The organism is Fructilactobacillus sp. X3R5C2, from assembly GCF_059901175.1.
In genome coordinates, this window is record NZ_JBWXVC010000005.1 from 60773 (window position 1) to 87094 (window position 26322).

A 26322-nucleotide genomic window follows, 5' to 3' on the forward strand; every position below is an offset into this window, starting at 1 on the left:
AACAGAACTAAAACAAATGAACCCATAAAGTCGACTTTTGGTCTAACTCTATGAGTTCATCCCGTTTCTATTTATTAATATTGATTATCATTTTGCCTTATCGGGGTGTCCCTGCAAGTAAATGGTGTGGGTGTTTAAGAATTCATCAATTCCATGTTTACCATCGTCGCCACCAATTCCAGATTCTTTCCAACCAGAATGTGAACCATTAATGGCTTCGAAGTTGTAACGGTTAATGTAGGTTTCACCGTCTTCGAGTTCATTTGCGGCTCGATGAGCGTTATCCAGATTCTCGGTAAAGATTGATGAAGTAAGGCCAAAGTCACTATCGTTAGCCATCTTGATGGCATCACTTAAGGTCTTGAAGGTCACAATTGGGAGAACCGGTCCAAAGATTTCATCCTGAATAATCTCAGAATCCTGTTTGACGTTCGTGATGACCGTTGGTTCGTAGTAAAAGCCACCTTCGATGTTCAACTTGTGACCACCAGCGGTAACCTTACCGCCAGCTTCAACGGCTCGGTCAACCATTTTCGAAACTTTATCCAAAGCTCCTTGATTAATCAACGGACCCATCCCAACGTTTTCGTCCTTCATCGGATCGCCAACCGTAATTTCTGACATTTTCTTCGATAATTTCTTGATAAATTCGTCGGCCACGTCTTCTTGGACGTATACTCGTTCACAGTTATTACAGATCTGACCGTTATTATCAACTCGGGAATCAATGATGGATTGAACCGCCAGGTCAATATCAGCGTCTTTACATACAATGGCGGGAGCTTTTCCACCAAGTTCAAGTGACACTTTGGCCAAATGGGTAGCGGCACTCGTCATGACTCGTTTCCCTGACTCAACCGAACCAGTCAGACTGATAATGCCAACCTTTTTGTTCTTTGATAATTCGTCGCCAACGACCGAACCTGGTCCCGTGACAATGTTAACAACGCCCTTAGGAATGCCAACTTTTTCAACGATCTTAGCGAATTCAAGCGCTAAGTTAGGGGTGTCAGAACTTGGTTTCATCACAATGGTATTCCCGGTGACTAGTGCTGGACCCATCTTTCTGGCAATTAAGAAGAACGGGAAGTTCCATGGTAAGATGCCGGCCGCAACGCCAATTGGTTGCTTTTCAATCATGATACTTTCGTCTTCGTTATCAGATTGAAGGATTTCTCCCTCATAGGTTCGACTGGCACTTCCCATGTAGTCAAAGTAATCGGCTGAGAATAGGATCTCAGTGGTGGCAAGTGACTTAATCTTGCCCTGTTCTTCTTGAAGCATGTAAATCAAATGGTCTTTTTGTTTGCGAACTTCGTTTGCGACCGCGTGCAAATACTGACCACGAGTGGCAGCTGGAACCTTCTTCCATGATTCTTCGGCTTTAGCTGCGGCATCGATGGCCGCTTTCGTCTCTTCCTTACTAGCACTAGGAACGGTTGAGATTGCCTGTCCCGTCGCTGGATTGAGTACCGTTAATACTTTTCCTGAATCTGAATCTTTAAATTCTCCGTTAATGTACATTTGGTAATGTTTTAATTCAGCCATAATATGATGCTTCCTTTCAATAACATTTAATTTCAACAATCATGTTAAAGTGATTTAATCAACCTTATTTGCCGGGTTGGTAGTCCTTATCAATTACTAATACCGGTTTAATCGTCTTTCCGCTGATGGAATCAGCATTGGCTTCGTTGATTTCATCAAATGGGTAGAACTTCTCGGTCTTATCAAAGTCGAACATGCCTAATTGGTAAAAACGAATTAAACGTGGAACGTCGACTTGCGGGATCGAATCACCCATGTTAACACCGACAACCTTGCGATCACTGGTACAAAGGTCGTTCCAAGTATCCAAGTTAATGTGCTGGTCGGTTACGGCAATCGTAGCCGTTGTTCCGCCTTGAGCCAAGGCTTGAATCGAACTTTCCATGACCTGTTTAACACCAGTGGTATCAACGGCGTAGTCAACTCCGTGCCCATTAGTTAATTTCTTGATGGCTTCAACGGGATCCTCGTCTTTACTGTTGATGGCATCAGTGGCGCCGAGTTCCTTGGCCAACTTCAAACGGGAAGGAACGATGTCAACGGCAATTACACTGGTACATCCGGAAATGCGACCAGCCATCATGGCAGCTAACCCAACGGCTCCAGTTCCAAAGACCGCAATCGTTGAGCCGGGTTCGGGCTTTAAAGTATTAAAGACCGTTCCGCTACCAGTCACGTAGCCACAACCTAATGGTCCTAACTTTCTCAAATCGAGGTCCTTTGAGACCTTAACGGCGTTTCGTTCACGAACCACCGTGGTCGTGGTAAACGATGATTGGTCAAACATGTCGGCAACATCGTGCCCATTTTCGGTAAAGTGCGCACTGCCGTCGGGACGAACCCCCGATAGGTTATTGGCCGCATAGTTTAAACATTGAGTGGGAATTCCCCTTAAACAGTTAATGCAGTTTCCACAACCATAAAATGACAGAACGACGTGATCGCCGGGCTTAAAGTCTTTTACTTCCGAACCAACCTTTTCGACAATCCCAGAACCTTCATGACCCAGAATAATCGGATAACCAATCTCAGCCGTGCCCTTTCTCAAGGCTTCATCTGAGTGACAAATTCCAGTTGCAACCATGTGAACTTGTAAATCATCTGGTTGCATTTTGGCTAATTCGACATCATCTTTAATTTCGAACTTGCCATTTTTCTTATTAACGACCGCTGCTTCAATCTTCATAAGTAAACCCTCCCATAATGTAAAATTGTTAATTATTGAGCAATTATGATCAAAGAAAAAGCTGATTTCATTAATCAACAATTGATTTTTTAAACTCTTTTCTATAAAACAGGATTGGAATTTTCGAAATGATTGGTTTGATCTGTAACCGCTTACAGATTGTTATACTCGTCTTCTAAAAAAATTCAAGTTATAACACATCAAAATCATAATTATCTAAGAAATTATTCTTTCAAACCCTTGTGTTTCTAGTAGAGTCAAAAGCCAAAAAAATTCCCCAATATTGTGATGGAATAAACTTTAATTATGTATAAAAAAGGGAATCCCAATAAATGGATTCCCTTTACTTAATTATTTAATTTTCGCTGGCTTCAAGATTGGCTTCTCCCAGAAATCAAGCGCACAAATCGAGTTGATAATGTAATAAATGTATTTGCCAACGTTTGCGAAGTTGCCCTGCACGATGGCTTTTAGTAACTGGATCAGATTATAGACGAACCAGTATTTCCACTGAACGGTCAGTTTCATGGCGTTTAAAATGTTCGCAGTCAGCGACAAATCAAACGCAATCACGACAATCCAGAATAACAAATGCGTGTAACCGTTAGGCCAACCAACCAGATTGGCTTCAAACGAAAATACCAGACTCAAAAGTAAAATGCTGGTCATGACGACCCACTTCTTGATTCCCGTATACGGTTTGGTCGCCTTGTACTTAGCGGTCTTCATCCACTTATTAATCGCAAACGTGTAGATGATGAAAGTCACCGGATAGGTAACGACCGCCGCTTTATTACCTAAAACGTAATCAATAAAGCCGGACAGAACTACGTTAATGATGCCAATCACGTTGCCGAGGTTATTCATTCTCCCAGTTAAACGCGTTGAATAAATGGAGAGGACGGCGTTTACGATCGAAATAATTCCAAACGGAACAAAGACCGCCCAGGAGCCCCAGTGCGTGACGTCTGCCAGATTCTCCGTCAGATAACCACTCGCAATCGACGCAATCACCACGATTGCGACTCCAACTAGGTCAAACCATCGACTTTTTGCTAATGCATGTAACATTATGAACATCTCCTCATTGTTTTTAGCGAGGCGTATCGGAAGCAACCCTCGTTATTTAGTTTTTTGTTACAAACAATTGAACGGCTTGATTATAACACCATTATCATTACCAGAAGCCAAATTTTGAACGTAAAAAAAGACAACCCGGATGGATTGCCTAATTAATCTAGTTCGATTTGCTTTGACTATCTTTCGCTGTTTCTTGATGCTTATTCTTAGAACTATCTTTATTTGTAAAGTGATTAATGACCATGTGTAAAACAATAATAAACAGGATGGCACCAACTAGGACGCCGACAATTCGCTTCAAACTCCCGTTAATGATGTACATCCCACCAACGATATAAATAATTGACTGTGGAATTGACCCAATCACGACCGCTAGAACCAGTAGTTTGCGTGATATTTTGAACCGTGAAGCCGCGTAACTAATTAAATAAACGGGGAAGAATGGGATGGCATAACCAATACATAGAATGATAAAGGGATGCTTAACGTTACTAAAACTCAATTCTTTATCTCGATAATTACTTGCGATATTACGAACGGACTTAATCAACTTAACACTGCATAGTCCACCAAGGGTTAATCCAATTAAATTAATAAAAAAGCCCAGAACGTTTCCAAAACAAATGCCGGCTAACACACAGATTACTTGATAAGGAACAAACGGTAACAACGTCGCAAACGTTAAAACAATTAAAAATAGAGCCGCATCGATAAACCCATGTTCATGAATTTCTTTAACGGCCACGCCCCTCTGACTCGGATCAAAAAACATCCGAATCTGTGGAAAATAATCTTTAAACAGAATCACTAATCCAATAACAACAATAATCGCTAAAAGACAGTATACGATTTTCTTGTTTTCTAATTTTTTTATGATGATAAACTACCCCTAACGTTAATTGAATAGGGAAAGTCTAACACATGTCACGAAACGATAAAACCGATTTTACAAAATTAAATTCTATAATGCCATTTCTTTTCTAACTTTCACCACTAGTCTATAATCAATCCTAATAGTCACATTCAAGGAGGTTTTTAATTTGCACATTGATACAAAATTAATTCACGGAGGGATCACTGGTGACAAGGAAACGGGAGCCGTTTCCGTCCCGGTCTATCGCGCCTCAACTTTCAAACAAACTAAGCTTGGCGGGAATCCACGCTGGGAATACTCACGGACGGGCAATCCGACCCGGTACGCCCTTGAAACCCAGATGGCAGAACTCGAAAACGGAACCGCTGGTTTTGCCTTTAGTTCGGGGACTGCTGCCATCAACACCATCCTCTCGATGTACTCCAAGGGTGATCACATCATTGTCGGCCAAGACCTGTATGGTGGGACGATTCGTCTAATTAATCAAGTAATGAAACGTTTTGGACTAGAGTTTACGGCCGTTGACATGCAAGATGTAGACGCCGTCAAGGCTGCTTTTCAGCCCAACACCAAGGCCATTTACTTTGAGACTCCTACGAACCCACTGCTGACGGTAGCCGACATTCATAAATTATCCGAAATGGCGAAAAAACACGGTGCCAAAACCATCGTTGATAACACCTTTGCGACCCCTTATAATCAGAGCCCGTTGGATTTGGGTGCAGACGTGGTGGTGCACTCCGCCACCAAGTATCTCGGCGGACACAGTGACGTCGTGGCGGGCGTTGCCGTTACTAACGATGACCAGATTGCCGAACAGTTGGCCTTCCTGCAGAATTCCATCGGTAGTACGCTTGGACCAGATGACAGTTGGTTGGTTCAACGTGGCATTAAGACGCTTGGTGCTCGCATGCGGGTTCACCAAGACAACACGAACGCCATTCTTGATTTTCTCAAAAATGAACCAAAAGTGGCGAAGGTTTACTATCCCGGTGATCCTGACAATCCGAACTACGAAGTGGCAAAGAAACAGATGCGTAACTTTGGTCCCATGATTTCGTTTGAACTCCAACCAGGACTTTCAGCGAAGACGTTTGTCGAAAATCTTCAAATTATCACCTTGGCCGAAAGTCTTGGTGGTGTTGAAAGCTTGATTGAGGTTCCTGCGGTCATGACCCACGATTCCGTTCCAAGAGCAGAACGTTTAAAGGACGGGATTTCTGACGGTCTAATTCGCTTGTCAGTTGGGATTGAGGATAAAGAAGATTTACTAGACGATTTGAAAAAGGCGTTTGATAAAATTTAGGAAGTAAAGAACTAGCATATTTAGATACGAATATGCTAGCTTCTTTATTTTGCCGAATGATATTTTTTAATCAAATTAAAGAAGCCAAAAAATTTAAAAAGTTTTTCCTTCATTATATCAACGATTAAACCACACAATATTACTTAAGGAGTTAAGTGTTTTGAATTGTTTTATCCTGTAGAATTGATATACAGGCTCAAATGCCTCAGCGTACAGATGTGTTACATTGCTTCCCAAAACATCCTGAATAAGGAGGAGTATGATGAACAGATCGAGAGGTGTGCGTTATTTGGATATTATTAGCATATGCCACGTCACAGATAGTAATGACAATTTCAAAAGCCATTTTCTACCTTGCCAAAGCATATGCGATAATAAAAAAAGCTAATCATCACTGATTAGCTTACCCAAATTAACGCACCTGAAATACGCGCTTGGAAGAGATCTCACACATCTCTTCCTTTTTTATTACACTATTATTGTATGTGATAAACGTATAAATGTCAATCCAACTTTTTTTACTCCCAATCAACCTCAATCTGTTAAACTGAAACCAAATAATTAATGGGAGGCATATTATGACTAGAAAAATTGGAGTCATTGGTGACGGTCACGTGGGATCAACGGTGGCAAATTACATCGTTGTAAGTGGGTTCGCCGATGACTTAGTAATGATTGATAAAAACGACGCCAAGGTCAACGCTGACGCAATTGATTTTCGGGAGGGCATGCCTAATTTACCCTTTCACACCAATATCATTGTGAATGATTACAACGCTTTAAGGGACGCTGACGTTGTTATCTCAGCCCTTGGTAAGATTAAACTGTCAAATAACGACAGTGACAATCGTTTTGCCGAATTATCCTACAACATCGAACAGGTCAAAGAGGTCGCACCTAAGATTCGTGATTCCGGTTTTAATGGCGTTTTGATTGCCATTACCAATCCAGTTGACGTGATTACCCAGTTGTACCAACAAATTACTGGTTTACCGAAAAAGCACGTCATTGGAACGGGAACACTCCTAGATTCCGCCAGAATGAAACGTGCCGTTGGCGAAAAACTAGGGATTGATTCACGCTCGGTCACTGGTTACAATCTTGGTGAGCACGGTAACTCCCAGTTTACCGCATGGTCGACCGTTCGGGCTCTTGATCAACCAATTGAAAAATTAGCCCAAAGTCGTCATCTTGATCTCGACACTTTAGATCAGGAAGCACGCCACGGCGGTTTTAGAGTAATGCAAGGTAAAGGCTACACCAGTTATGGGGTGGCCAGTGCTGCAGTACGGCTCGCCAACACCGTTCTCTCTGATGCCCGCACCGTTTTGCCAGTCTCAAACTACCGTTCCGACTATGGCGTATACTTCTCCTATCCAGTTGTAGTTGGAAGAGACGGCATCATTGAAGATGTCCCACTTGATTTAACCGATGAAGAGAAAGACAAACTCCAAGCTTCCGCCAACTTTATCAAAAAGAACGTTGAAAAATACAGTTAAAACCAAAACACACCATAACCACTAGTCTTCTAGCAGTTACGGTGTGTTTTTAATACTGTCAGCAATTAAAATCGCCACAGCAGACGTAATAATAAAAAAGCCAATCATAGTGGACTAACTCACCTATGATAATCGCATCCAACTTGCGATGAGAAAAAAGTTAGAGATTTCTTCTCGTTTTTATTATATGGAATAAATAATTAGATGTCAATTTAAATAAAATCCATAAAAAAATGATTGCCCCACCAGGCAATCATTTTTTTATATTTATATGAGCAGCCAAGGACTTGAACCTCAATCTCACGAATAAAGAATTCGTTGCTCTAACAAGTTGAGCTAGCCGCTCGCAAGCAAAACTCAATTACATTTACTAGTATAATGCATATTAGCACGTCCGACAACACTTTTTGCAGTCGATTAATGAAAACTTCATAATTTTAATTACTAGCGACGATGTCGATTAAACTTCCTGATTTGCAGAATTAAGTAGACTAACAACAGAAGGATAACCAGTAATTCAATCGCGCCCATGACCATCTTCATCACATTTACTGGATTGGTCGATTTGTAAACGACGGGGACACTCATGGAACTGTTTGGTAATAAGTCTAATTCATTTTGAGACGCCTGGATGTTAAACGTTCCAACCCTCTCGCCCTTCGTAATTGGAGCAAGTGGCGTTTTGAAAACCTTAGAGTGGTTGGTAGAGACAAAGTCTGTCTTTAATTTTTCACCTTGCGGTAACCAGTACGTTTGAGGTGCTGTCAAGCCAATTTTAGTTTTAGGATTTTGTCCGTTAACAACGTTGACAGTTTTATTTTTAATCACGTTGTCACCAATCGTAATTGGTTCCAAACTTTGACTGATTTGATTGAGCATTAATTGGGTTTGGGCAAAGCGCTGCTCCTTTGGTGCCCCTAAAACCACGGTGATGACCCGATCGTTGTTACTGGTACCGGTTCCCACAAAATTCTCACCCGCGGTATTACTGGTCCCTGTCTTTAATCCGTCAATCTTAAATGGATTAGTTTGGCCCAGAAGTAAGTTAGTGTTCTTGTGCGTCTTTCCATCCCATTCCAACGTGGTCATTGAGGTAGTCTTTAAGATTTGCGGGTATTGAGTAATTAATTTCTGTGACAATTGAGCTAATTCCTTAGCTGACATCGTATTCTCAGCGTCATCACTTAATTTAGGATTCTTTAGCGCGCCTAAATCGTGATTAGCCAATCCACATGCGTTATAGAATTGCCCGTTCTTAATTCCCAATTTTTTGACTTCTTGATTCATCATTTTACCGAAGTCGTGGTTAGGACCTGCCAAATATTCGCCAAGTGCCATGGCAGCACCGTTAGCAGAACAAACCAGACTCGCGTCGTACAGTTGTTTAACCGTGTATGATTGACCAGCTTTCAACGGAACGTTAGTAAAATCATCCTTCTGACTCAAATTAGCAACTCCAGCGCTAATTTTAACCTTACTGTCCCACGAGATCTTTTTTGCTTTTATTTGGTTTAACACAATATATGTAGTAATAAGTTTACTAACGGATGCGATCGGCAACTCTTGGTTAGCGTTTTTGCTATAAATGATCTGGCCGCTGGTGGCATCAACGGCAATGGCACTTTTGGCCTTTATGTTAATTTCATTCTGTGAAATGGGCGGCTCTTTGTTACTAGCATCGACCGTACTAGGATTGAAGATCAGCGGCATGATTAAAAACACCAGCGAAAATATCACGCTCAGCGTCAGTAATTGATGTTTTTTACTTTTCAAAATCAAATGACCTCTTTTTATTAAATGATATTTTTTGTAGATAACACTTATACGTCTATTGTACTAAATTAATAAAATAATCAAAATATGCCATTAAAAATAAAAAGCCAATCATCACTGATTAGCTCAATCAAAATATTTCGTTATTCAATATTGATGTTTAGTTCCACCACAACATTACATAAACAATAGTGGCAAACGCAAAGAAAATTCCATTAATTACGTACGTTTTCTTGGTTGGATAACACAAGAAAACAATCAAGTTGAGGATTAGTAAAATCGGTAGGCCAATAATCGTGATACTACTTACAATTGGATCAATAAATTGCGGCATTTTCATTCCGATCATGATCAAACCAAGCAGCAACGCGGAAACCACATAAATCAGGTTGATGATAAGCGTACCGACTGAGGCATACTTACTGTATTTAGTCGAACTTGGCTTACCTTTTTTAAACAAGACGTTATAAAACAAAGCGTAAACCACGGCAAACACCACCATTCCGTAGATTAAAATAATCAAAAACATGGCGGGACTAAGGGTGAGGCTAGTCTTAATGTTTATAACCGCAAACAATTCTGGAAAACTACCGAAAACAATCAAAGCCGAAAGCAATGGTGCCAAGATAAACTTACCTAATGACTTAAGAAATCGCATGTAGACACTCTTCTCTCAATTAAATTCGTTACTTAGGTAAATTATACTATAAACGAAAAAAATACCAACTAACTCCCATTTGGAATTAGTTGGTATTTTTGACTATTCATTAAATTAATTTCCTTCTAATGTATCCGGAACAGCCATCAATCACCATGACCATGATGACGATCCCCAATAGGATGATTCCTACTCTCGGCCAATTCCGAGTGTTCAATGCCATAATCATTGGCGCCCCGATTCCGCCAGCACCAACCAAACCAAGGATTGAGGCAGCTCGAACTGAAATTTCAAAGCTGTACAAAGTGTATGAAATCAAAGCTGGCAGGATGGTCGGCCACGTCGATAGTGCGAAGACCTGTGGTTTGCTGCCGCCAGCCGCCACGATGGAATACTCCGAACTATGATTCATTTCCTCAATGGATTCTGAGAAGAGTTTCCCTAGCATTCCGATGGAGTGAATCCCAAGGGCCATGACTCCGGCAAAACTACCAGGTCCCACCGCTTTAATGAACATAATCGCTAAAACAATTTCAGGAAAAGCTCGAATGACCGTCAAAAGGAAGGTTCCCACCTTAGACGTTACGTTATACTTACTACTCTTACTATGAGCAGCGAAGAACGCAAACGGAACACTGATGACAGCGGCAATGATGGTTCCCAAAAAGGCAATGGCAAGCGTCATAATTAATTGGGACACTAAATCTTCACCACTGCCGTTGTAAATATAGGACCAATCAGGGTGAATTAGTCCCATGAAGATGGACTTAGAAACCGTGCCAGCTGATTCCTGAATCTGACTAAATTTCATGTCTGAAAAACACCAGCCATAGATCAAAATAATGACAATTGCCCAAATGGTCCAGCTGTAGCGGTCCCATCGTTTTTGTTTTTCGTTAATTTTTGGAATGGTCACTGTAGTTTCCTCCTCAAGTAATTACTAAGGATGTCAATCACCAGAACCGTTACGAAGGTTGCCAGAATCACAACCGCCGTCTCGGAGTAGTTAAATTCATCGATGGTTTGTTGAAGATACAACCCAAGTCCTCCAGCACCAACGTATCCTAAGACGGTTGAAGAACGAACGTTCACTTCCAACGTGTACAGGAAGAAACTACAAAATTGACCTGCAATCTGGGGAATAATGGCCAAACGAATAATCTGAAGGATGCGGGCACCGGAAGCTTTCATGGCTTCAGCTGGCCCCATGTCGACCGTCTCTAGTACTTCATAGAACAGTTTGGAAATCATCCCAAATGAGAAGATGGCTAGCGTGATGGTTCCAGTCGTTGGACCAATCCCAAAGATGGCAACTAAGATAGCTGCCAACAGAAGTGACGGTAACGTTCTGACGATGTCCAGTACGAACCGAGACGTGCCGTGAATAACCTTACTGTGATCAAGATTCCGCGCGGCCAGAAATGCAGCTGGAATCGCAAAGACGGTTCCAATCGTAGTTCCAAGGATTGCCATCTGAACGGTCTGAACCAGTGGGTCCCAGATAAAACTAAAGTACGACCAATCCGGGTTACTCATTTGACCAATCAGAACCCCAAACTGGGCGATGTTCGAGATAAACAAGCTGGGATCAACCCCACAAATTTTCATGGAGTAAATAAACAAAACGATCAAAATGGCAATTACAATGATGCCCTTAACGTGATACTTTTTGACAAAGGACATCTTCGGCATGTCGCTAGTGTGCATTAGCTATTGCCTCCTTCGTAAATCGCCTTCAAATCTTCTGGAGTAGAATCAGCCGCTGGCTTGTCAAACACTAATTTTCCATCCCGAATTCCAATAATTCGGTCCGCAAATTCAAGTGCTAGTTCAACTGAATGGAGGTTCACCAGAACAGTATCGTGATCCTTGACGTTTAAATTCTTCAAATCCTGCATAACTCCGTGACTAGTCTTGGGATCGAGGGAAGCAACGGGTTCATCAGCCAGAACCAAATCAGGTTCTTGCATCATTGTTCGTGCGATGGCGACCCGCTGCATCTGTCCTCCAGAAAGGGAGTCCGCTCGATCGTATAATTTTTTGAGCATGTTAACATGGTCCAGTGATCGAACCGCCTTTTCCTTGTCTTCTCTACTATACAAACCGAGAAGTGTTTTCCATACTGGATAGTAACCAACTCTTCCACTTAAAACGTTTTTTTGAACCGTAAGCCGGTTCACTAAGTTGAAACTTTGAAAAATCATTCCAATTTTTCGGCGAAAGTGACGGAGCGCTTTCCCCTTCAATTTAGAAATATCAGTCCCGTTGATGATAATTTTGCCGTCGCTGATATCTTGCATCCGATTAAGGGAACGAAACAGGGTGCTTTTCCCCGCACCTGAAAGTCCAACGACAGCGATGAATTCACCGCGTTTGACGTTAAAACTAATATCATCTAATCCTTTAATACCACTAGGATAAGTTTTGGTAACATGATTAACTTGTAAAATATCCGAATCGCTCAATTTAATCCCTCTCGCCTATTCTTTGGTTTTACTAATCTTGTTGGCTTTGTCCATGTATGAATGAAGTTGCTTAAATTCTGACTTCTTGTACGGAACGTAGCCCTCTTCTTGATAAATCTTAAAGATAACGTCATGACCTTCTTTAGTCTTCGCCATGTTCTCGTAGGCTTTGGCAATCTTCTTCTGCCACGACTTCGACATGTCACTTCGACAAGCAACCACGTCATTTGGAATAGCCTTAGTCGTGTAAATAACCTTGGTATCCTTCATAACGTTCGGATTGTCCTTTTGGACTAAGGTTTGAGCTCCTTGGAAAGTAAAGGCAGCATCGTTGTTCTTGTTTAAAACGGACAGTACAGCTTGATCATAACCATTAATAACGTCGGTCTTGATGCCATCCTTGTTGATATTAATTCCGTGTTTCATAAGTTCAACGACCGGGTAAATATAACCCGCCGTTGAATTCGTAGTACCAGTGGCAATCTTTTTGCCCTTTAAATCGTTAATGTTGTTGATACCACTATCTTTTCTGACAACAATTGTGGAATAAAAGTGATCTGATGACTTGTTAGTAAGTTGCAAAGTCTTCGGATCGCGTGCTTGGCGCGTCGCTTGAACGAGGGGAACCACCTTGTAATTCTTTTGCGCTAAGACAAAGTCCCCAGGATTCATTTCAGAAACATCCAACGTCTTTGAACCCATGGCCTGAATAAGTGAATTCCCGTCAGTTGAAACCTTGACCGTGACCGGGATATGGAGCTGTTTTTCTAACTGTTTGGCGAGCGGCTTGGCTTCGGCATTGGCCTGCCCAGCGTTCACTGACGGCGTAAAACCAACCGTCAATTTCTTTGGTTTGTAGTTACTAGATTGTTTCCCACATGCAACTAATCCAACCGACAAAAATGTAATGGCAGCACCTGCTGTGATCCATTTCAAAGCTTGCTTGAGTTTCATTACGAGTCCCTCCCAAAAAATTGTTGTACCAGACAAATTAATCATATCATGATACATACAATTTTCAATAAATATCTTTTAATTGTTCGTATTTTATTTAAATATGCACTCAATATATTCTTTGTTTTCCAATATATTAATTAATTAACGAATATTAGTAATCAGTGTAATTAGAGCAAACAAAAAAGACAACACCAATAAGTACGAGTTGTCCTTAAGAAAATTTTGGTAGATAAAATTATTTTCTGTTTCACGTGAAACTATTTTGATGATTATTTCATGCCAAATAATAAAATAATTGACAGATTTATAAATTAGAAATAGAATTGAAGAGTAATAAAAAAGGAAGAGATGTCGTTACCATCTCTTCCCGCGCAGATTTATGTGTTATTTGGGTAAAAAGTTAATCTTTGCGGTTAGCTTTTTTATTATCGCGTATGCCTTAGCACAATTAATGGTCGCACACGAGATAATAAGAACCACTATTGCTAGTGGTACAATCCCAGTAACCTACTTTATTCTGTATTCAAGCGACTCACCTCTTCATCATAAGTTGTCTGCCCACTTATCAAAATCATCAATATTTCCAATTTTATTAGTTTTGCCGTTAAGAGCATCATTTCTAGCTTGAATATTTGCTAAAGTATCTTTATCATCGCGTATATTACTTTCAGCTTTTCTTCTTATCATAATGTCCATCCCCTTAAATCAATAGTAAGGCATTATGTAAACAATGAAAACATGATATACACATTATTTATTATTAATAATTGAATAAAACTCAAAAAACATCCCCCTTCCAAAAAAGTGAGGATGTTTTTCGTATCTTATTTTGTGTAGGTTCTAATCTTTGGTGCTGTGTATGTGGTCATAAATTCATAGATTTCAGACAACGAATCCGAAAAAAGTAACTTTTTGCGATCTTCCACCGTCAAAAATTCCTTTTCGGTCATTTCATCAAACATTTGTTTAAGCGGATCGTAGTATCCCTGAACGTTATACAACACACATGGATCATCATTGTCGCCAATTCGAGCCCATGAAAAAGCTTCAGAAATCTCTTCTAGAGTCCCAGGACCACCTGGAAGTGCGATACAACCATCCGATTGAGTCAACATTTTTTGTTTGCGAATATCCATATTAGGCACTACGTCCAAACTAGTCAGCCCGTCCATGCTGGCCCCACGCTCAACTAACTCTTTTGGCATGATGCCGTGAACTACTCCACCAAGTTCTAAAACTGTCTTGGCAAGCAATCCCATGAGACCAACACCGCCACCACCATAAACTAACGCTAAGTCATGGTTAACCAACCATTTTGCCAATTTTTTGGTGGCTTCTTGGTATGCTGGATCATTGCCAGGAGCCGCACCACAAAATACTGCAACTGCTTTCATATTTGAATTTCCTCATTTCAATTTATTTTTATGTTAATAAGTGTACCACGTCACTTCAAGCCAGTAGTGACAGGAGCTTTGGCAAATTGTTTCATGTGAAACTATCTTAACTTTGTTTATTTATCATAAATACTGGCATCATATTTAAAGGGATGGTCCTTAAATAACTGACTGTAAAACGCGATTTCGGAAAAAGCCCGATTTAATTTCTTTATGTCCACAGTTTTACCGGGAGCGTCTTTTAAAAAGCTCCCATCGTCAGCAAAATTTTTATCGACCTTTCGAATTAAAGTTGGCTTTGGCAGGGTAAATAGGCCCAGTTGTCCAAGCGTTGGTAACAAAGCTGGATAGGAAGATTGGCCACCTCGTGAATTATTAGAATAGGTAATAATCTTGGCCGGTTTGCCCTTGGCTTCAAACGCCAAAAAGTCGAGCGCATTCTTTAGTACAGCTGGAAACGAATGATTATATTCAGGAACCAAAAAGAGATAACCATCCGCGTTTCGCATGTCATCCACCCATTTTTGTTCATTAGGTTTTAAACTTCGATTTTGATTGTCCATTGGCGCAACATCTTCGTAGAAAAACGGCAAATCGTAGTCCGCCAAACTAATAAAATTGAAATCAGCATCATTAATCCGCTCAAAATCACCCTGTCGATTACGTAAGTACTTAAAGATCCGACGTCCCAGACTAACCTTTCTTGAACTACTTAAAATAACGTTAATTGTCATTAAACATCACCTCAACCCATTTTCTAATCATTATACCTTTAAAATCAAAATAAAAAACCGAACCAGCTTTATCGCCAATCCGGAAATTTACTTATCAACTATTTCTTAGCTTCTTCTTTTTTCGGACGATCAATTACTTTCACCTTATCGCCACCGATAATTAACTGATCACAAATATTTAAGAACAGACCGTGTTCAACAACTCCGGTGTAGTTCTTCAAGTTGTGAGCTAACTTTTGTAAGTCAGCATCTTCTGGAATTGTAATGTCGATTAGGTAGTTTCCTGAGTCAGTTTGAAGAATATCACCGTCATCTCTGAAGCGGAACTCTGGCTTGTATCCAGCTTCGTTTAAGTATCGGAAGACACCCATCCCACCGAACGGAATGACTTCAACCGGCAACTTTTGGCCAGCCAAGGTCTTGTGGTACTTGGTCGAATCAACGATCCAAACGTTCTTGTCTGACATGGTTGCGACCAATTTCTCAAAGAGTAAGGCAGCTCCACCACCCTTGATTCCGTTGAGCTTGTCGTCAACGGCGTCGGCGCCATCAACCGTCAAGTCCACCCGATCAATGGTATTAACGTCAAGCATCGGCATGCCAAGACTTTCGGCTAACTTTTCGGTACCAACCGAAGTGGCGACACATTGAACGTCTAAGCCTTCTTTTTTGATTCGTTCGTTAATGGATTTGACGAAGTAGGCAGCCGTACTACCAGATCCAAGTCCTAGCACAATGTGATTTGGAACTTGAGCAGCGGCGTATTCAGCAGCTTGTTTCTTCTCTTTTTCGATCACTTCTTTGGTCTTGGAAGTTTTGCTGATGACATCCAAGACGTCTTTTTCATAAGGAATGGAGTTCTGCGCTCCAGCCACTTGAACCGTCAGTGATGAGGCGTGGTTGGCGTACAACATTGCATCCTTGATGTTAGCACTGTTTAAATCTAATCGTGATGCCAAGGCTCCAATGAAAGTATCACCAGCAGCAGTCGTGTCAACAGCTTTGACCTTGAAGGCTGGAATGAAGGCATGACTGGCTGGGGTTGCGTAGAACGAACCCTTGTCACCAACGGTAATGATGACCATTCTAATGCCTAGTTTAAAGAAGTACTCCGCGTTCTTCATCATGGAATCGTCGTCAATCACCTTAATCCCAGTGAGGGCCTCTGCTTCAGTCTCATTAGGGGTAATAATGTCAGTCAATTGAAGTAATTCTTCTGGTAACTTCTTGGCTGGTGCTGGGTTCAAAATGGTCTGAACCTCATTTTTCTTCGCAATCTTAAATGCTTCGATAATCGTTGGTACTGGAATTTCTAGTTGCGCAATCGCACGGTCCGCATTCTTAATGGCGTCTTCGTGTTGGTCAACGTCCTCCGGTGTCATGGCCATGTTGGCTCCACCATAGACATAGATCGAGTTTTGACCAGTACTATCAACGGTAATGTAAGCTTGTCCAGTCTGTTGCTCCTTCGTAGTAATCACGGAATCAAGGTTCATCCCGTCCTTTTTAAATCCTTCAATCATGAACTTAGCGTCTTCGTCATCACCTAACTTAGTGATAAAAGTGGTATCGGCGCCAGATCTTGCCGCAGCAATTGCCTGATTGGCACCCTTTCCGCCACCATGAGATTCTTGGTGATTCTTCACCGCCAAGGTTTCACCAGGTAACGCATATTTGTCAACGTTTAGAACCTTATCAACGTTGGTAGATCCAATCACAACAACTTTTTTACTCATTTTACTGCCTCCCTATTTGCAACCGCTTTCATTATGTATATCATATCATTGCGGGAAATAGTTGTATATAGATTTAGCTAAAATGATGTTTTTTAAACTTGTTTTCAATAGCAAGTTTATAAACATATGAATTTTCACTCATTTAGCCACTTCAACCCTTCACCAGGATTATCAAACTTCTTATAATCATTACTTTTAATTGCTTTAGTTAAACGTTCATTTGGAGCATCAAATTGTTTTTTGTTTCAGCATCTACTCTAAAACTAATTTGTGACCTACTAATAAACATCATGATTAATCCTCCTTATTTTTAAGATACCATAAATGCCAATTTACACAAAAAAAGAGACACCCGCAGGCATCCCTTTCAAACAATTTAATTAATTATTTCTTTGATTCGTCTAAAGCCTTTTTAGCTAATACGAAATCACCAAAAGTAGCGGAACCGTTGTGTGGTACGACTGGACGACTAATGTATTCATCAAGAGGACCAACGTCTAAATAGTTATCAAATAACAGATTGAATTGGTCTCTAACCTTTTGAACAAATTGAGGAGTACATACACCTCCACCAAGCACAATTTGGTCGGGACGGAAGTTAACCGTTAAACTGATAACCCCTTGGGCAATGTAGTACGCAATGATGTTCCAAACTGGATCATCTGGCGGGGTATCTTGACCCTTAATGTTGTTTCGAGCTTCAAAAGTAGGACCAGAAGCAACCCCTTCAAGACAGTCACCATGATAAGGACAAATCCCAGGAAAGTTCATGTCATCTTGGTGTCTCTTAACTCGAATGTGACCAAATTCAGGAGTTCCACGAACCCCTAAGAATTCATCTTTGATGACGGTTCCAGCACCAATCCCAGTTCCATCAGTGATGTAACTAACGGCTTCAATATTTTTATTAGCCTGTTTACGTTTGATGTATTCACCGTAAGCTGAACCGTTAACGTCGGTCGTCCAGTAAATTGGAACCCCAAATTCACGTTTCATGGTTCCAACAAAATTGACGTTACTCCAACCCTTTTTAGGGGTTTTAATAATCCAACCGTATTTGTCAGAGTCTTTTCGAACGTCGATTGGTCCAAATGATGCAATCCCAAATGCATCAATGTGATCAAACTTCTTAAAATACTCAACGACCTTTGCTAACGTTTCTTCTGGTGTCGTAGTTGGAATGTGAACACTATCAACAATATTGAAATCGTCATCACCAACCGCACAAACGAACTTTGTTCCACCTGCTTCAATACTTCCATATCGCATAAAAATGATCCCCTTTGCCATTTTTTTGTATCGTTTATTGTTAATAGTATAAAGCGCTTACATATTGATTGCAATAGTTTATCATAAAAATTGTTAAAAACTTAACTTAGAAATAACAAAAAGCCGGACTATTCACGTAGTCCAGCTTGATCTTATTTTTTCTTCGCAATTTTTCCCTGTTGAATGTAAACGGAGAGAATGGCAATGTCAGAAGGATTGACCCCACTGATTCGGGCGGCCTGTGCGATCGTCTCCGGTTGGATTTTCTCCAATTTTTGGCGACCCTCAGTTGCGATCCCATCAATTACGGAGTAATCAATCTTATCAGGAATCTTCTTTGACTCCATCTTCTTCATGCGGGCGACCTTATCTTCTTCTTTTTTGATGTAGCCAGCGTACTTCGTTCTGATTTCGACCTGTTCCACCACTTCTGGATCCAATTTTTCGTCGGGTCCCGAAATAAAATCAAGTAACTTTTCGTAATTTACGTACGGCCGACGTAAGAACTGGGCTGCGATGATCCCGTCTTTTAACGGTTTATCACCCTGAGCTTCAACGAACTGGTTGACCTTTTCACTTGGTTTAATCCGTACGGTGTTCAAACGCTTGATTTCATCCTCAACGGCATTACGTTTTTCAACAAACTTGTCATAACGTTCATCTGAAATCAGACCCAACTGGTGACCAATTGGCGTCAGCCGCATGTCAGCATTGTCGTTTCTAAGCAGGAGTCGATATTCAGCCCGACTCGTCAGGAGACGGTACGGTTCGTTAGTTCCCTTCGTAACCAGGTCATCGATTAGAACGCCAATGTATCCTTGGTCTCGCTGCAAAATCAACGGGTCTTTCCCCTGAATTTTAAGAGCGGCATTAATTCCAGCGATCAAGCCTTGTCCCGCGGCCTCTTCGTATCCCGAGGTTCCGTTGGTTTGACCCGCGCTAAATAATCCACTAACTTTCTTGGTTTCAAGCGTTGGCTTCAATTGATATGGAGAGATAATGTCATACTCGATCGCATAACCAGGACGCATCATCTTCGCGTCTTCAAGGCCTTTCACAGAATGTAACATCTGTTGTTGAACTTTTTCTGGAAGAGAGGTTGACATCCCATCAACGTACCACTCCTCATTATGGCGTCCCTCTGGTTCCAAGAAGACCTGGTGGCGCTTTTTGTCCGCAAAACGAACGACCTTGTCCTCAATTGATGGACAGTAACGGGGACCGACCCCTTCGATGACCCCAGTAAACATCGGTGCGCGATCCAAATTATCCTTGATAATCTGATGGGTTTCTTCATTAGTGTACGTCAACCAGCACGAAATTTGCTTTGAAACCGGTAAATAATCGGCATACGGAGTGGTGTAACTGAAATGATGGGGCGTTTCGTCGCCCGGTTGCTCCTCCGCTTCATCGTAGTGAATGGTATCACCGTTGACACGCGGTGGCGTTCCCGTCTTAAATCGTTTTAGTTCAAAGCCCAAATCTTCCAGGTTTTCTGAAAGATGAATGGCTGGAATTGAGTTGTTTGGGCCCGAGGAATACATCAGTTCACCAATAATGATCTTACCACGAGCGGCCGTACCAGCACAGATGACCACGGCTTTGGAGTGATATTTGGCACCCGTATTGGTAACCACACCCTCAACCTGACCGTCTTTCACGATCAGACGTTCTACGATTCCCTGGCGGAGCGTCAAATTGGGCTCTTTTTCCAGGGTGTTTTTCATTTCATGGTGGTAGGCGTGCTTATCAGCTTGCGCCCGTAAAGCTCTGACGGCGGGACCTTTCCCGGTGTTTAACATCCGCATCTGAATGTAGGTCTTGTCGATGTTTTTCCCCATCTCACCACCAAGGGCGTCGATTTCTCTTACGACCGTTCCCTTAGCGGGGCCACCAACCGACGGATTACATGGCATAAACGCCACCATATCAAGATTAATTGTCACAAGCAGTGTTTTTTGACCCATGCGGGCAGCGGCTAGTGCGGCTTCACAGCCAGCGTGGCCAGCTCCAACGACGATGACGTCGTAATCGCCACCATTGTAGGTCTGCTTCACTTCTTGCTGTATCATTTTATTCATTTAAAAACCTCCATTGAGTCAAAGTCTTATTTACCCAAACAGAACTGACTAAATAATTGATCCAGTAATTCGCCATCGTAACTATCACCGGTAATTTCACCAAGTAAATCCCAAGCGTTCGTCATGTCAATCTGAACTAAATCAACGGGCATCCCGTTATTTAACCCATTTTCAACGGACTGAAGGGAATCACTGGCCTGTTGTAAGAGACTAATATGCCTGGCATTAGTAACCATGACGTCGTTTTGAGAACTCTTAATGCCACCAGTAAAGAACATCTTCGAAATCGTATCCTCTAAGGATTTGGTTCCGTTATCCTTTACGGCTTGGGTCTTAATCACGTTATCAGCATGATAGCGGTTCTTTAACTCATCAACATCAATTTTTTCTGGTAAATCCGTTTTATTCAATAGGATAATCCGCTTGCTGTGCTGCGTCAGATCCAAAAGTTCCCGATCTTCGTCAGTCAACGGTTCACTAGCGTTTAACACTAGTAGTACCAAATCAGCCTGCTTGATGGCTTTTCTAGAACGATCGACTCCAATTTTTTCAACTTTATCGTTAGTATCACGAATCCCAGCGGTATCAACTAGGTGCAAGGGAACGCCAGAAACGTTCACGTATTCGTCTAAAACATCCCGCGTAGTCCCCGGCACGTCGGTTACAATCGCCTTTTCTTCGTGTAAGAGACGGTTCAATAAACTCGACTTACCCACGTTGGGACGTCCAATGATAGCGGTGTTTAAACCGTCTCGTAAGACTTTTCCTTGTTTAGCCGTCTTTAGCAATTGGTCAATCTGCGCCTTTAGTTCCTTGGACTTATCCATTAAAAGCTTCGACGTCATCGTCTCCACGTCATCGTACTCCGGGTAGTCAATGTTGACTTCGACCTGAGCCAGCACGTCTAAGATGTCTTGACGCAGGTGCTTAATTAAATGAGACAGGTTCCCATCGAGCTGATTTAAAGCCGCTTTCATCGATTCGTCAGTCTTCGCCTCAATCAGATCCATGACGGCTTCCGATTGTGAAAGGTCCAGACGTCCGTTTAAAAAGGCCCGCTTAGTGAATTCACCGGGTTCTGCCATTCTGGCACCGTTACTTAAAACCAACTGCAAAATCTTGTTGGTTGCCACAATCCCACCGTGACAGTTAATCTCAATGATATCTTCCTTGGTATACGTCTTAGGCGCTCTCATGACCGATACCATCACTTCATCAACTTCACTGTTGTGGTCTGCTGGATCAACAATGTGACCATAGTTAATCGTGTTTGACGCCACCTTTTCGAGGTTCTTGCCCCGATAAATCTTTTCAGCCACTTTCATTGCATCCGATCCACTAACCCGAACAATCGAAATGCCACCTTCACCAGGTGGGGTCGAAATTGCCGCAATGGTATCGTAATCAGTCGTTGTCAGTGCCATTTGAAAACTCCTTTCTCATTTTTAATCGCATAAAAAAAGTACTTAAACCACGCCCGTTGCGTGGATAAAGTACTTTCACTACTTTACCTATTCGAATTTACAATCCTACACATAATAGGACGAAAGTTTTATTTTGTCAATCATTTTACCGTGGAGCTACTACGATTGAACGATGGGGTTCCCGTCCTGCCGAATATGTCATCACGTAGGGGTTATCTTCCAGCGTCACGTGAATCTGTTTGCGCTCAAAAGATGGCATCGGGTCCAGATAGACCGGCTTGCCGGTGGCAGCGACCTCTCTTGCGGTTCGCTCAGCTAGACTGGTAAGGATCTGAAGTCTCCGACTGCGATAATTAGCCGTATCCAGCTCAACTTCAAGGTAGCTAATCCCCATATTATTTAAATAAATCCCACTTAATTCCTGTAAGGCATTGATGGTCCGACCGTGTTTGCCAATCAAAAGCCCCTCTTTGGGCGTATCAAAATTAATGATCACGTGCCGATTGTTGGGCATCTCATAACTTAGTTCGGCCTCAATCCCCATCTGATCAGTAATTGCTTGTAAATATTTAATTAGTCCACTAATAGCTTCAACGTTTCTAGCGTGACGATCCTCTGTTTGAACTGGATTAGCAACCGCTGTGCTCGCTTCTCTTTTAATTTTTAACTTGCCACCTGCTGGTTTTGGGTCTGGAGCAGATGATTTCAATTCCATTTCAACTTCTGCGGGATGTTTAAAAAGTCCGAAAAATCCCTTACTTGCGGTTTTAATAACTTTAATTTCAACATTATTTCGATTAGTATCAAGTGATTTTAAGCCATTTTTAACGGCTTCTTCGATGGTGGCTCCGGTGTATTTCGTCATTATTGTTCTCCTATTTTTGTAAACGTCTAACGCTATTAATCTTAGCACAAATTAAATAGCTGTTGGAATAGGATTTTAGAGATGTAATATTACATTTGTCACAAAAATAAAAAAAGCAGACCAACGTCTGCTTTTTGTTTAGTAATCTATTTGTGATGTTTACTCTGCTTGGCCTTTCGAATGGCCTTTTTAACGGCGCGATCGTGTTGACGCTTTTCACGTTCTTTTTCTTCACGTTCACGATTAATCTTCCAAGGGTTCTGAATCAATAACGTTTGAACTACTTGGAACGCGTTGGTTACCACCCAGTATAGTGACAAAGCTGATGGCACGTTTAACGCGGTGAAGAAGATAATGATTGGCATCCCAATCGTCATCATCGTGGTCATTCCGTTTGATTCGGGTTGACCCTTCATTGACAACCACGAACTAAAGAACGTGAACACGGCGGCCAAAACTGGCAGAATGTAGTACGGATCTGGAGTTCCCAGCTGTAACCACAAGAAGTGACCAGTTCGAAGAATGTGAGTTCGCCAGATGGCTTGATACAAGGCGAAGATCACTGGCAACTGGACTACCATTGGCAAACAGCCGGCCCATGGATTAATTCCTGCTTCCTTATAGAGCTTTTGCTGCTCGGTCTGCAGTTTTTCCATGGTCTCTGAATCTTTACTGGAGTACTTCTTTTGCAGGGCCTTCAATTGGGGCTGAATTTCCTGGGTCTTCTTCATACTCTTGGTCTGATACATCATTAATGGAAGAAGAATAATTCTAACCAAAATGGTGAAGAGGATAATTCCAATTCCATAGTTATCGCCAAAGAACTTTGATAACCAAATAATCACTCTTGAGAAATTCAAGACAACTAAGCCATCCCAAATTCCTTTACTATGACTAGTAATTGGGGCGTTACTACATGCCGTGAGCACCAGACCAATACTGGCAATCGCAAGTGTAGTAGCGATTCGTTTAAGTTTTTTCAATTTTATTCCTCGCTATAATCAGAATCTAGTAAATGAGCTAACTTTAAAACATGAATTAGACTTGCCTTAACGTCTTTTTGTGACATCGCATCCGCTCTCGGTCTCGCAATGATTAAAAAATCAACGTCCGTTTTTAGGTCTGGCTTTAATTCGGTGATCGACTGGCGAATTCTACGTTTAACCCAGTTGCGATGCACGGCATTTCCAATCTTCTTTCCAACGGAAATCCCGATGCGGAAGTGTTTTTGTCCCGGCTTTTCCAGTTGATACACGACAAATTGTCGATTAGCAACCGAATCATGTTTTTCGAAAACCCTTTGAAAGTCAGCTTCTTTTTTGACACGGTACGATTTTCTCATGAATAATCTCCAAGTATTTTCAAAAAATAATGAAAAAGACCACTGAATGGTCAGTGGCCTATGCCGATAATACTTTTCTACCTTTTTGACGTCGATGTGCTAACACTTTGCGACCTTTGCCAGTGCTCATACGTTTTCTAAATCCATGAACGCGGTTTCTACGACGTTTCTTTGGTTGGTAAGTTCTTTTCATTACTAACCCTCCTTACTAATTAATCGCCTATATTAAATTGTTTATTCAATAGCTTTTCTAACTTATAGTATCACAAATCGACCAATCTTCAAATAGGGATTTTAAATTCATAGGTAACACTCCGTTCGATTCAAAAAAGTTTCATAAAATTTACTTGTGGATTATTGTGGATAACTCATCCCGTAATTAACACGAATTCAACACGTTTTTAAACAAAAACACAGCATGTTAACAACGTTAACCACAATCTGTGGATAAAATCAATAATCACGCTGACATCCCCGTCACATTAATAATTAGTTGTCCACATTTTCGTGTTAATTACCTAAAATATTCGCGTGATTTTGATATTTATTAACAATGCTGTGGATAAACAGTAAACAAGGTGTGAAACATTTGTCCACACCCTGTTTTTTCTGTGGAAAACTTTTTTTAAAAATGATATTATACATTCATAATTTAAACACAAGGAGTCACTCTCAATGGATCAAAACGAATTATGGAACAAAATTAAAAGTAAATTTAAAGCGGATCCGAAATTTGAGGGAACGACATATGATACATGGATCGCCACCGTGAACCCAATCTCATATGAGGGCGATACCCTAACACTCGAATTACCATCCTCGCTTCACCGTGACTACTGGGAGAAAATGCTTAAAAGTCAGCTGGTTGAGTACGCTTATGCCATTACTTACAAGAACATTTCACCAAAATTTGTTCTAGAAGAAGAATTAAAAAAGAAGCAAACCCCAGCTCCTACACCGGAAGATGAGAACGAAAAATCATATAGTTACACCGACACGCACTTAGAGCCCAATTACACCTTTGAAACCTTCGTGATTGGACAGGGTAACAAGATGGCTCAGGCCGCAGCGTTAGCGGTCAGTGAATCACCCGGAAAATTGTACAATCCACTCTTCTTATATGGTGGAGTTGGTTTAGGTAAGACCCACTTGATGCACGCGATTGGCAACAACATTATCAAACACGACCCGAGTCAGCGGGTGATGTACGTTACAAGTGAGAAATTCGCCAACGACTTTATCGGTGCCATCCAAAACAATAAGATGGATGATTTCAGAAACGTTTACCGAAACGTCGACGTCCTCTTAGTTGATGACATCCAGTTTTTTGGTAATAAAGAAGGAACTCAGGATGAGTTTTTTAACACCTTTCAAGCGTTATATTCCAATCACAAGCAGATTGTGCTAACGTCTGACCGTTTGCCAAACGAAGTGCCAAAACTAAAAGACCGGTTGGTATCACGATTTGCGTGGGGACTATCCGTTGACATTACTGCTCCCGATTTAGAGACACGAACCGCTATCCTTAGGGCCAAGGCCAAAGCTGACAACATGAACATTCCAGCGGACGCATTAGGCTACATCGCGAGTCAAATTGAGTCTAACGTCAGAGAACTGGAGGGGGCGTTATCAAGGGTGCAGGCTTTTTCCAAACTCAATAACGCTCCCATTGACACTGAACTAGTGGCAAACGCCCTAAGGCCGCTGAAGTTGGCCAAGGCGCGCTCGGCTCTGACCGTATCAGACATTATCTCGAAAGTCGCCTCTTACTATCACATTAGTGTAAAGGAAATTAAGGGCACCAAACGGGTCAAGGCCATCGTGGTTCCTAGACAGGTTGCCATGTACCTGTCACGTGAAATGACCGACAATTCGCTTCCAAAGATTGGCGACGAATTCGGTGGTAAGGATCACACTACCGTCATTCACGCCTACGACAAGATTAGTAAAATGGCCGCAAATGACTCTGATCTGAGTAAGCAAATCTCAGACATCAAGACGGAACTCCAGCACTAAGCGTTGCTCGGTTTAAAAATGTTATAATGACGGGTGTGGATAAACGGGAATTTAACCGTTGATTTACCCACAAAGTTATCCACAGTTGATAACTTTTATTCCGTAACTAATCATT

24 protein-coding genes and 1 tRNA gene are annotated in these 26322 nt (G+C 41.5%); 3 read left to right on the forward strand and 22 right to left on the reverse strand.

What is annotated here, in order from left to right; all coding sequences use genetic code 11:
* Positions 1-87: 87 nt before the first annotated feature.
* The 4 genes from aldA to AC6UD4_RS06200 form a co-directional block, all read right to left on the reverse strand.
* Positions 88-1548 (reverse strand): aldehyde dehydrogenase, encoded by a 1461-nt coding sequence (gene aldA / locus AC6UD4_RS06185; RefSeq protein WP_500694229.1) that lies wholly within the window; start codon positions 1546-1548, stop codon positions 88-90.
* Positions 1549-1612: 64 nt separating this feature from the next.
* Positions 1613-2734 carry an NAD(P)-dependent alcohol dehydrogenase gene (locus tag AC6UD4_RS06190; protein ID WP_500694228.1) on the reverse strand — a complete coding sequence of 374 codons (1122 nt, stop codon included), beginning with the start codon at positions 2732-2734 and terminating at the stop codon, positions 1613-1615.
* Positions 2735-3085: 351 nt separating this feature from the next.
* Positions 3086-3805: a nicotinamide mononucleotide transporter gene (locus AC6UD4_RS06195; protein WP_500694227.1), complete on the reverse strand. Its 720-nt coding sequence runs from the start codon at positions 3803-3805 to the stop codon at positions 3086-3088.
* A gap of 166 nt (positions 3806-3971) precedes the next feature.
* A complete protein-coding gene (locus tag AC6UD4_RS06200; protein WP_500709642.1) occupies positions 3972-4622 on the reverse strand; it encodes a TVP38/TMEM64 family protein in 651 nt (216 codons plus the stop codon).
* A 232-nt stretch (positions 4623-4854) separates the two neighbouring features.
* Between AC6UD4_RS06200 and AC6UD4_RS06205 the strand changes: the two genes are divergently transcribed.
* Together AC6UD4_RS06205 and AC6UD4_RS06210 are read left to right on the forward strand one after the other, a co-directional pair.
* Positions 4855-5994, forward strand: coding sequence for a trans-sulfuration enzyme family protein (locus AC6UD4_RS06205; RefSeq protein WP_500694225.1), 1140 nt, complete (start codon positions 4855-4857; stop codon positions 5992-5994).
* Positions 5995-6572: 578 nt separating this feature from the next.
* The gene (locus tag AC6UD4_RS06210) at positions 6573-7493 is read left to right on the forward strand and encodes an L-lactate dehydrogenase (RefSeq protein WP_500694224.1); all 921 of its coding nucleotides are present in this window, start codon (positions 6573-6575) and stop codon (positions 7491-7493) included.
* Between the two features lie 272 nt (positions 7494-7765).
* On the opposite strand, the gene AC6UD4_RS06215 is transcribed toward AC6UD4_RS06210, so the two are convergent.
* The 18 genes from AC6UD4_RS06215 to rpmH form a co-directional block, all read right to left on the reverse strand.
* Positions 7766-7839, reverse strand: a tRNA-Lys gene (locus AC6UD4_RS06215).
* Positions 7840-7937: 98 nt separating this feature from the next.
* Positions 7938-9266 (reverse strand): D-alanyl-D-alanine carboxypeptidase family protein, encoded by a 1329-nt coding sequence (locus AC6UD4_RS06220; RefSeq protein WP_500694223.1) that lies wholly within the window; start codon positions 9264-9266, stop codon positions 7938-7940.
* A gap of 160 nt (positions 9267-9426) precedes the next feature.
* A complete protein-coding gene (locus tag AC6UD4_RS06225) occupies positions 9427-9924 on the reverse strand; it encodes a hypothetical protein (protein WP_500694222.1) in 498 nt (165 codons plus the stop codon).
* A 109-nt stretch (positions 9925-10033) separates the two neighbouring features.
* Positions 10034-10840 carry a phosphonate ABC transporter, permease protein PhnE gene (phnE, locus tag AC6UD4_RS06230; RefSeq protein ID WP_500694221.1) on the reverse strand — a complete coding sequence of 269 codons (807 nt, stop codon included), beginning with the start codon at positions 10838-10840 and terminating at the stop codon, positions 10034-10036.
* Complete coding sequence (gene phnE / locus AC6UD4_RS06235) at positions 10837-11631, reverse strand: phosphonate ABC transporter, permease protein PhnE (RefSeq protein ID WP_500694220.1); 795 nt, start codon at positions 11629-11631, stop codon at positions 10837-10839. The genes phnE (AC6UD4_RS06230) and phnE (AC6UD4_RS06235) overlap by 4 nt, the downstream gene beginning before the upstream one ends.
* On the reverse strand, positions 11631-12395 hold the full coding sequence (gene phnC / locus AC6UD4_RS06240) for a phosphonate ABC transporter ATP-binding protein (protein WP_500694281.1): 765 nt from the start codon (positions 12393-12395) through the stop codon (positions 11631-11633). Before phnC ends, phnE (AC6UD4_RS06235) begins: the two co-directional genes overlap by 1 nt.
* A 9-nt stretch (positions 12396-12404) precedes the next feature.
* Complete coding sequence (locus AC6UD4_RS06245; protein ID WP_500694219.1) at positions 12405-13343, reverse strand: phosphate/phosphite/phosphonate ABC transporter substrate-binding protein; 939 nt, start codon at positions 13341-13343, stop codon at positions 12405-12407.
* Positions 13344-13889: 546 nt separating this feature from the next.
* Positions 13890-14033, reverse strand: coding sequence for a hypothetical protein (locus AC6UD4_RS06250; RefSeq protein ID WP_500694218.1), 144 nt, complete (start codon positions 14031-14033; stop codon positions 13890-13892).
* Positions 14034-14170: 137 nt separating this feature from the next.
* The gene (locus tag AC6UD4_RS06255) at positions 14171-14740 is read right to left on the reverse strand and encodes an LOG family protein (protein ID WP_500694217.1); all 570 of its coding nucleotides are present in this window, start codon (positions 14738-14740) and stop codon (positions 14171-14173) included.
* A 116-nt stretch (positions 14741-14856) separates the two neighbouring features.
* Positions 14857-15474, reverse strand: coding sequence for an NADPH-dependent FMN reductase (locus AC6UD4_RS06260; RefSeq protein ID WP_500694216.1), 618 nt, complete (start codon positions 15472-15474; stop codon positions 14857-14859).
* A gap of 98 nt (positions 15475-15572) precedes the next feature.
* Positions 15573-17210 carry a ribokinase gene (gene rbsK, locus AC6UD4_RS06265; RefSeq protein WP_500694215.1) on the reverse strand — a complete coding sequence of 546 codons (1638 nt, stop codon included), beginning with the start codon at positions 17208-17210 and terminating at the stop codon, positions 15573-15575.
* A gap of 384 nt (positions 17211-17594) precedes the next feature.
* Positions 17595-18479, reverse strand: coding sequence for an ROK family protein (locus AC6UD4_RS06270; protein WP_500694214.1), 885 nt, complete (start codon positions 18477-18479; stop codon positions 17595-17597).
* A 152-nt stretch (positions 18480-18631) separates the two neighbouring features.
* Positions 18632-20560, reverse strand: coding sequence for a tRNA uridine-5-carboxymethylaminomethyl(34) synthesis enzyme MnmG (gene mnmG, locus AC6UD4_RS06275; RefSeq protein ID WP_500694213.1), 1929 nt, complete (start codon positions 20558-20560; stop codon positions 18632-18634).
* A 26-nt stretch (positions 20561-20586) separates the two neighbouring features.
* The gene (mnmE, locus tag AC6UD4_RS06280) at positions 20587-21984 is read right to left on the reverse strand and encodes a tRNA uridine-5-carboxymethylaminomethyl(34) synthesis GTPase MnmE (protein ID WP_500694212.1); all 1398 of its coding nucleotides are present in this window, start codon (positions 21982-21984) and stop codon (positions 20587-20589) included.
* 145 nt (positions 21985-22129) lie between these two features.
* Entirely contained in the window at positions 22130-22849 is a 720-nt protein-coding gene (gene jag, locus AC6UD4_RS06285) for an RNA-binding cell elongation regulator Jag/EloR (protein WP_500694211.1), read from the reverse strand.
* 146 nt (positions 22850-22995) lie between these two features.
* Positions 22996-23832, reverse strand: coding sequence for a YidC/Oxa1 family membrane protein insertase (locus AC6UD4_RS06290; protein WP_500694210.1), 837 nt, complete (start codon positions 23830-23832; stop codon positions 22996-22998).
* 2 nt (positions 23833-23834) lie between these two features.
* On the reverse strand, positions 23835-24191 hold the full coding sequence (gene rnpA / locus AC6UD4_RS06295) for a ribonuclease P protein component (RefSeq protein ID WP_500694209.1): 357 nt from the start codon (positions 24189-24191) through the stop codon (positions 23835-23837).
* 58 nt (positions 24192-24249) lie between these two features.
* Positions 24250-24384, reverse strand: coding sequence for a 50S ribosomal protein L34 (rpmH, locus tag AC6UD4_RS06300; RefSeq protein WP_500694208.1), 135 nt, complete (start codon positions 24382-24384; stop codon positions 24250-24252).
* A gap of 482 nt (positions 24385-24866) precedes the next feature.
* Between rpmH and dnaA the strand changes: the two genes are divergently transcribed.
* A complete protein-coding gene (dnaA, locus tag AC6UD4_RS06305; RefSeq protein WP_500694207.1) occupies positions 24867-26207 on the forward strand; it encodes a chromosomal replication initiator protein DnaA in 1341 nt (446 codons plus the stop codon).
* Positions 26208-26322: the final 115 nt, after the last annotated feature.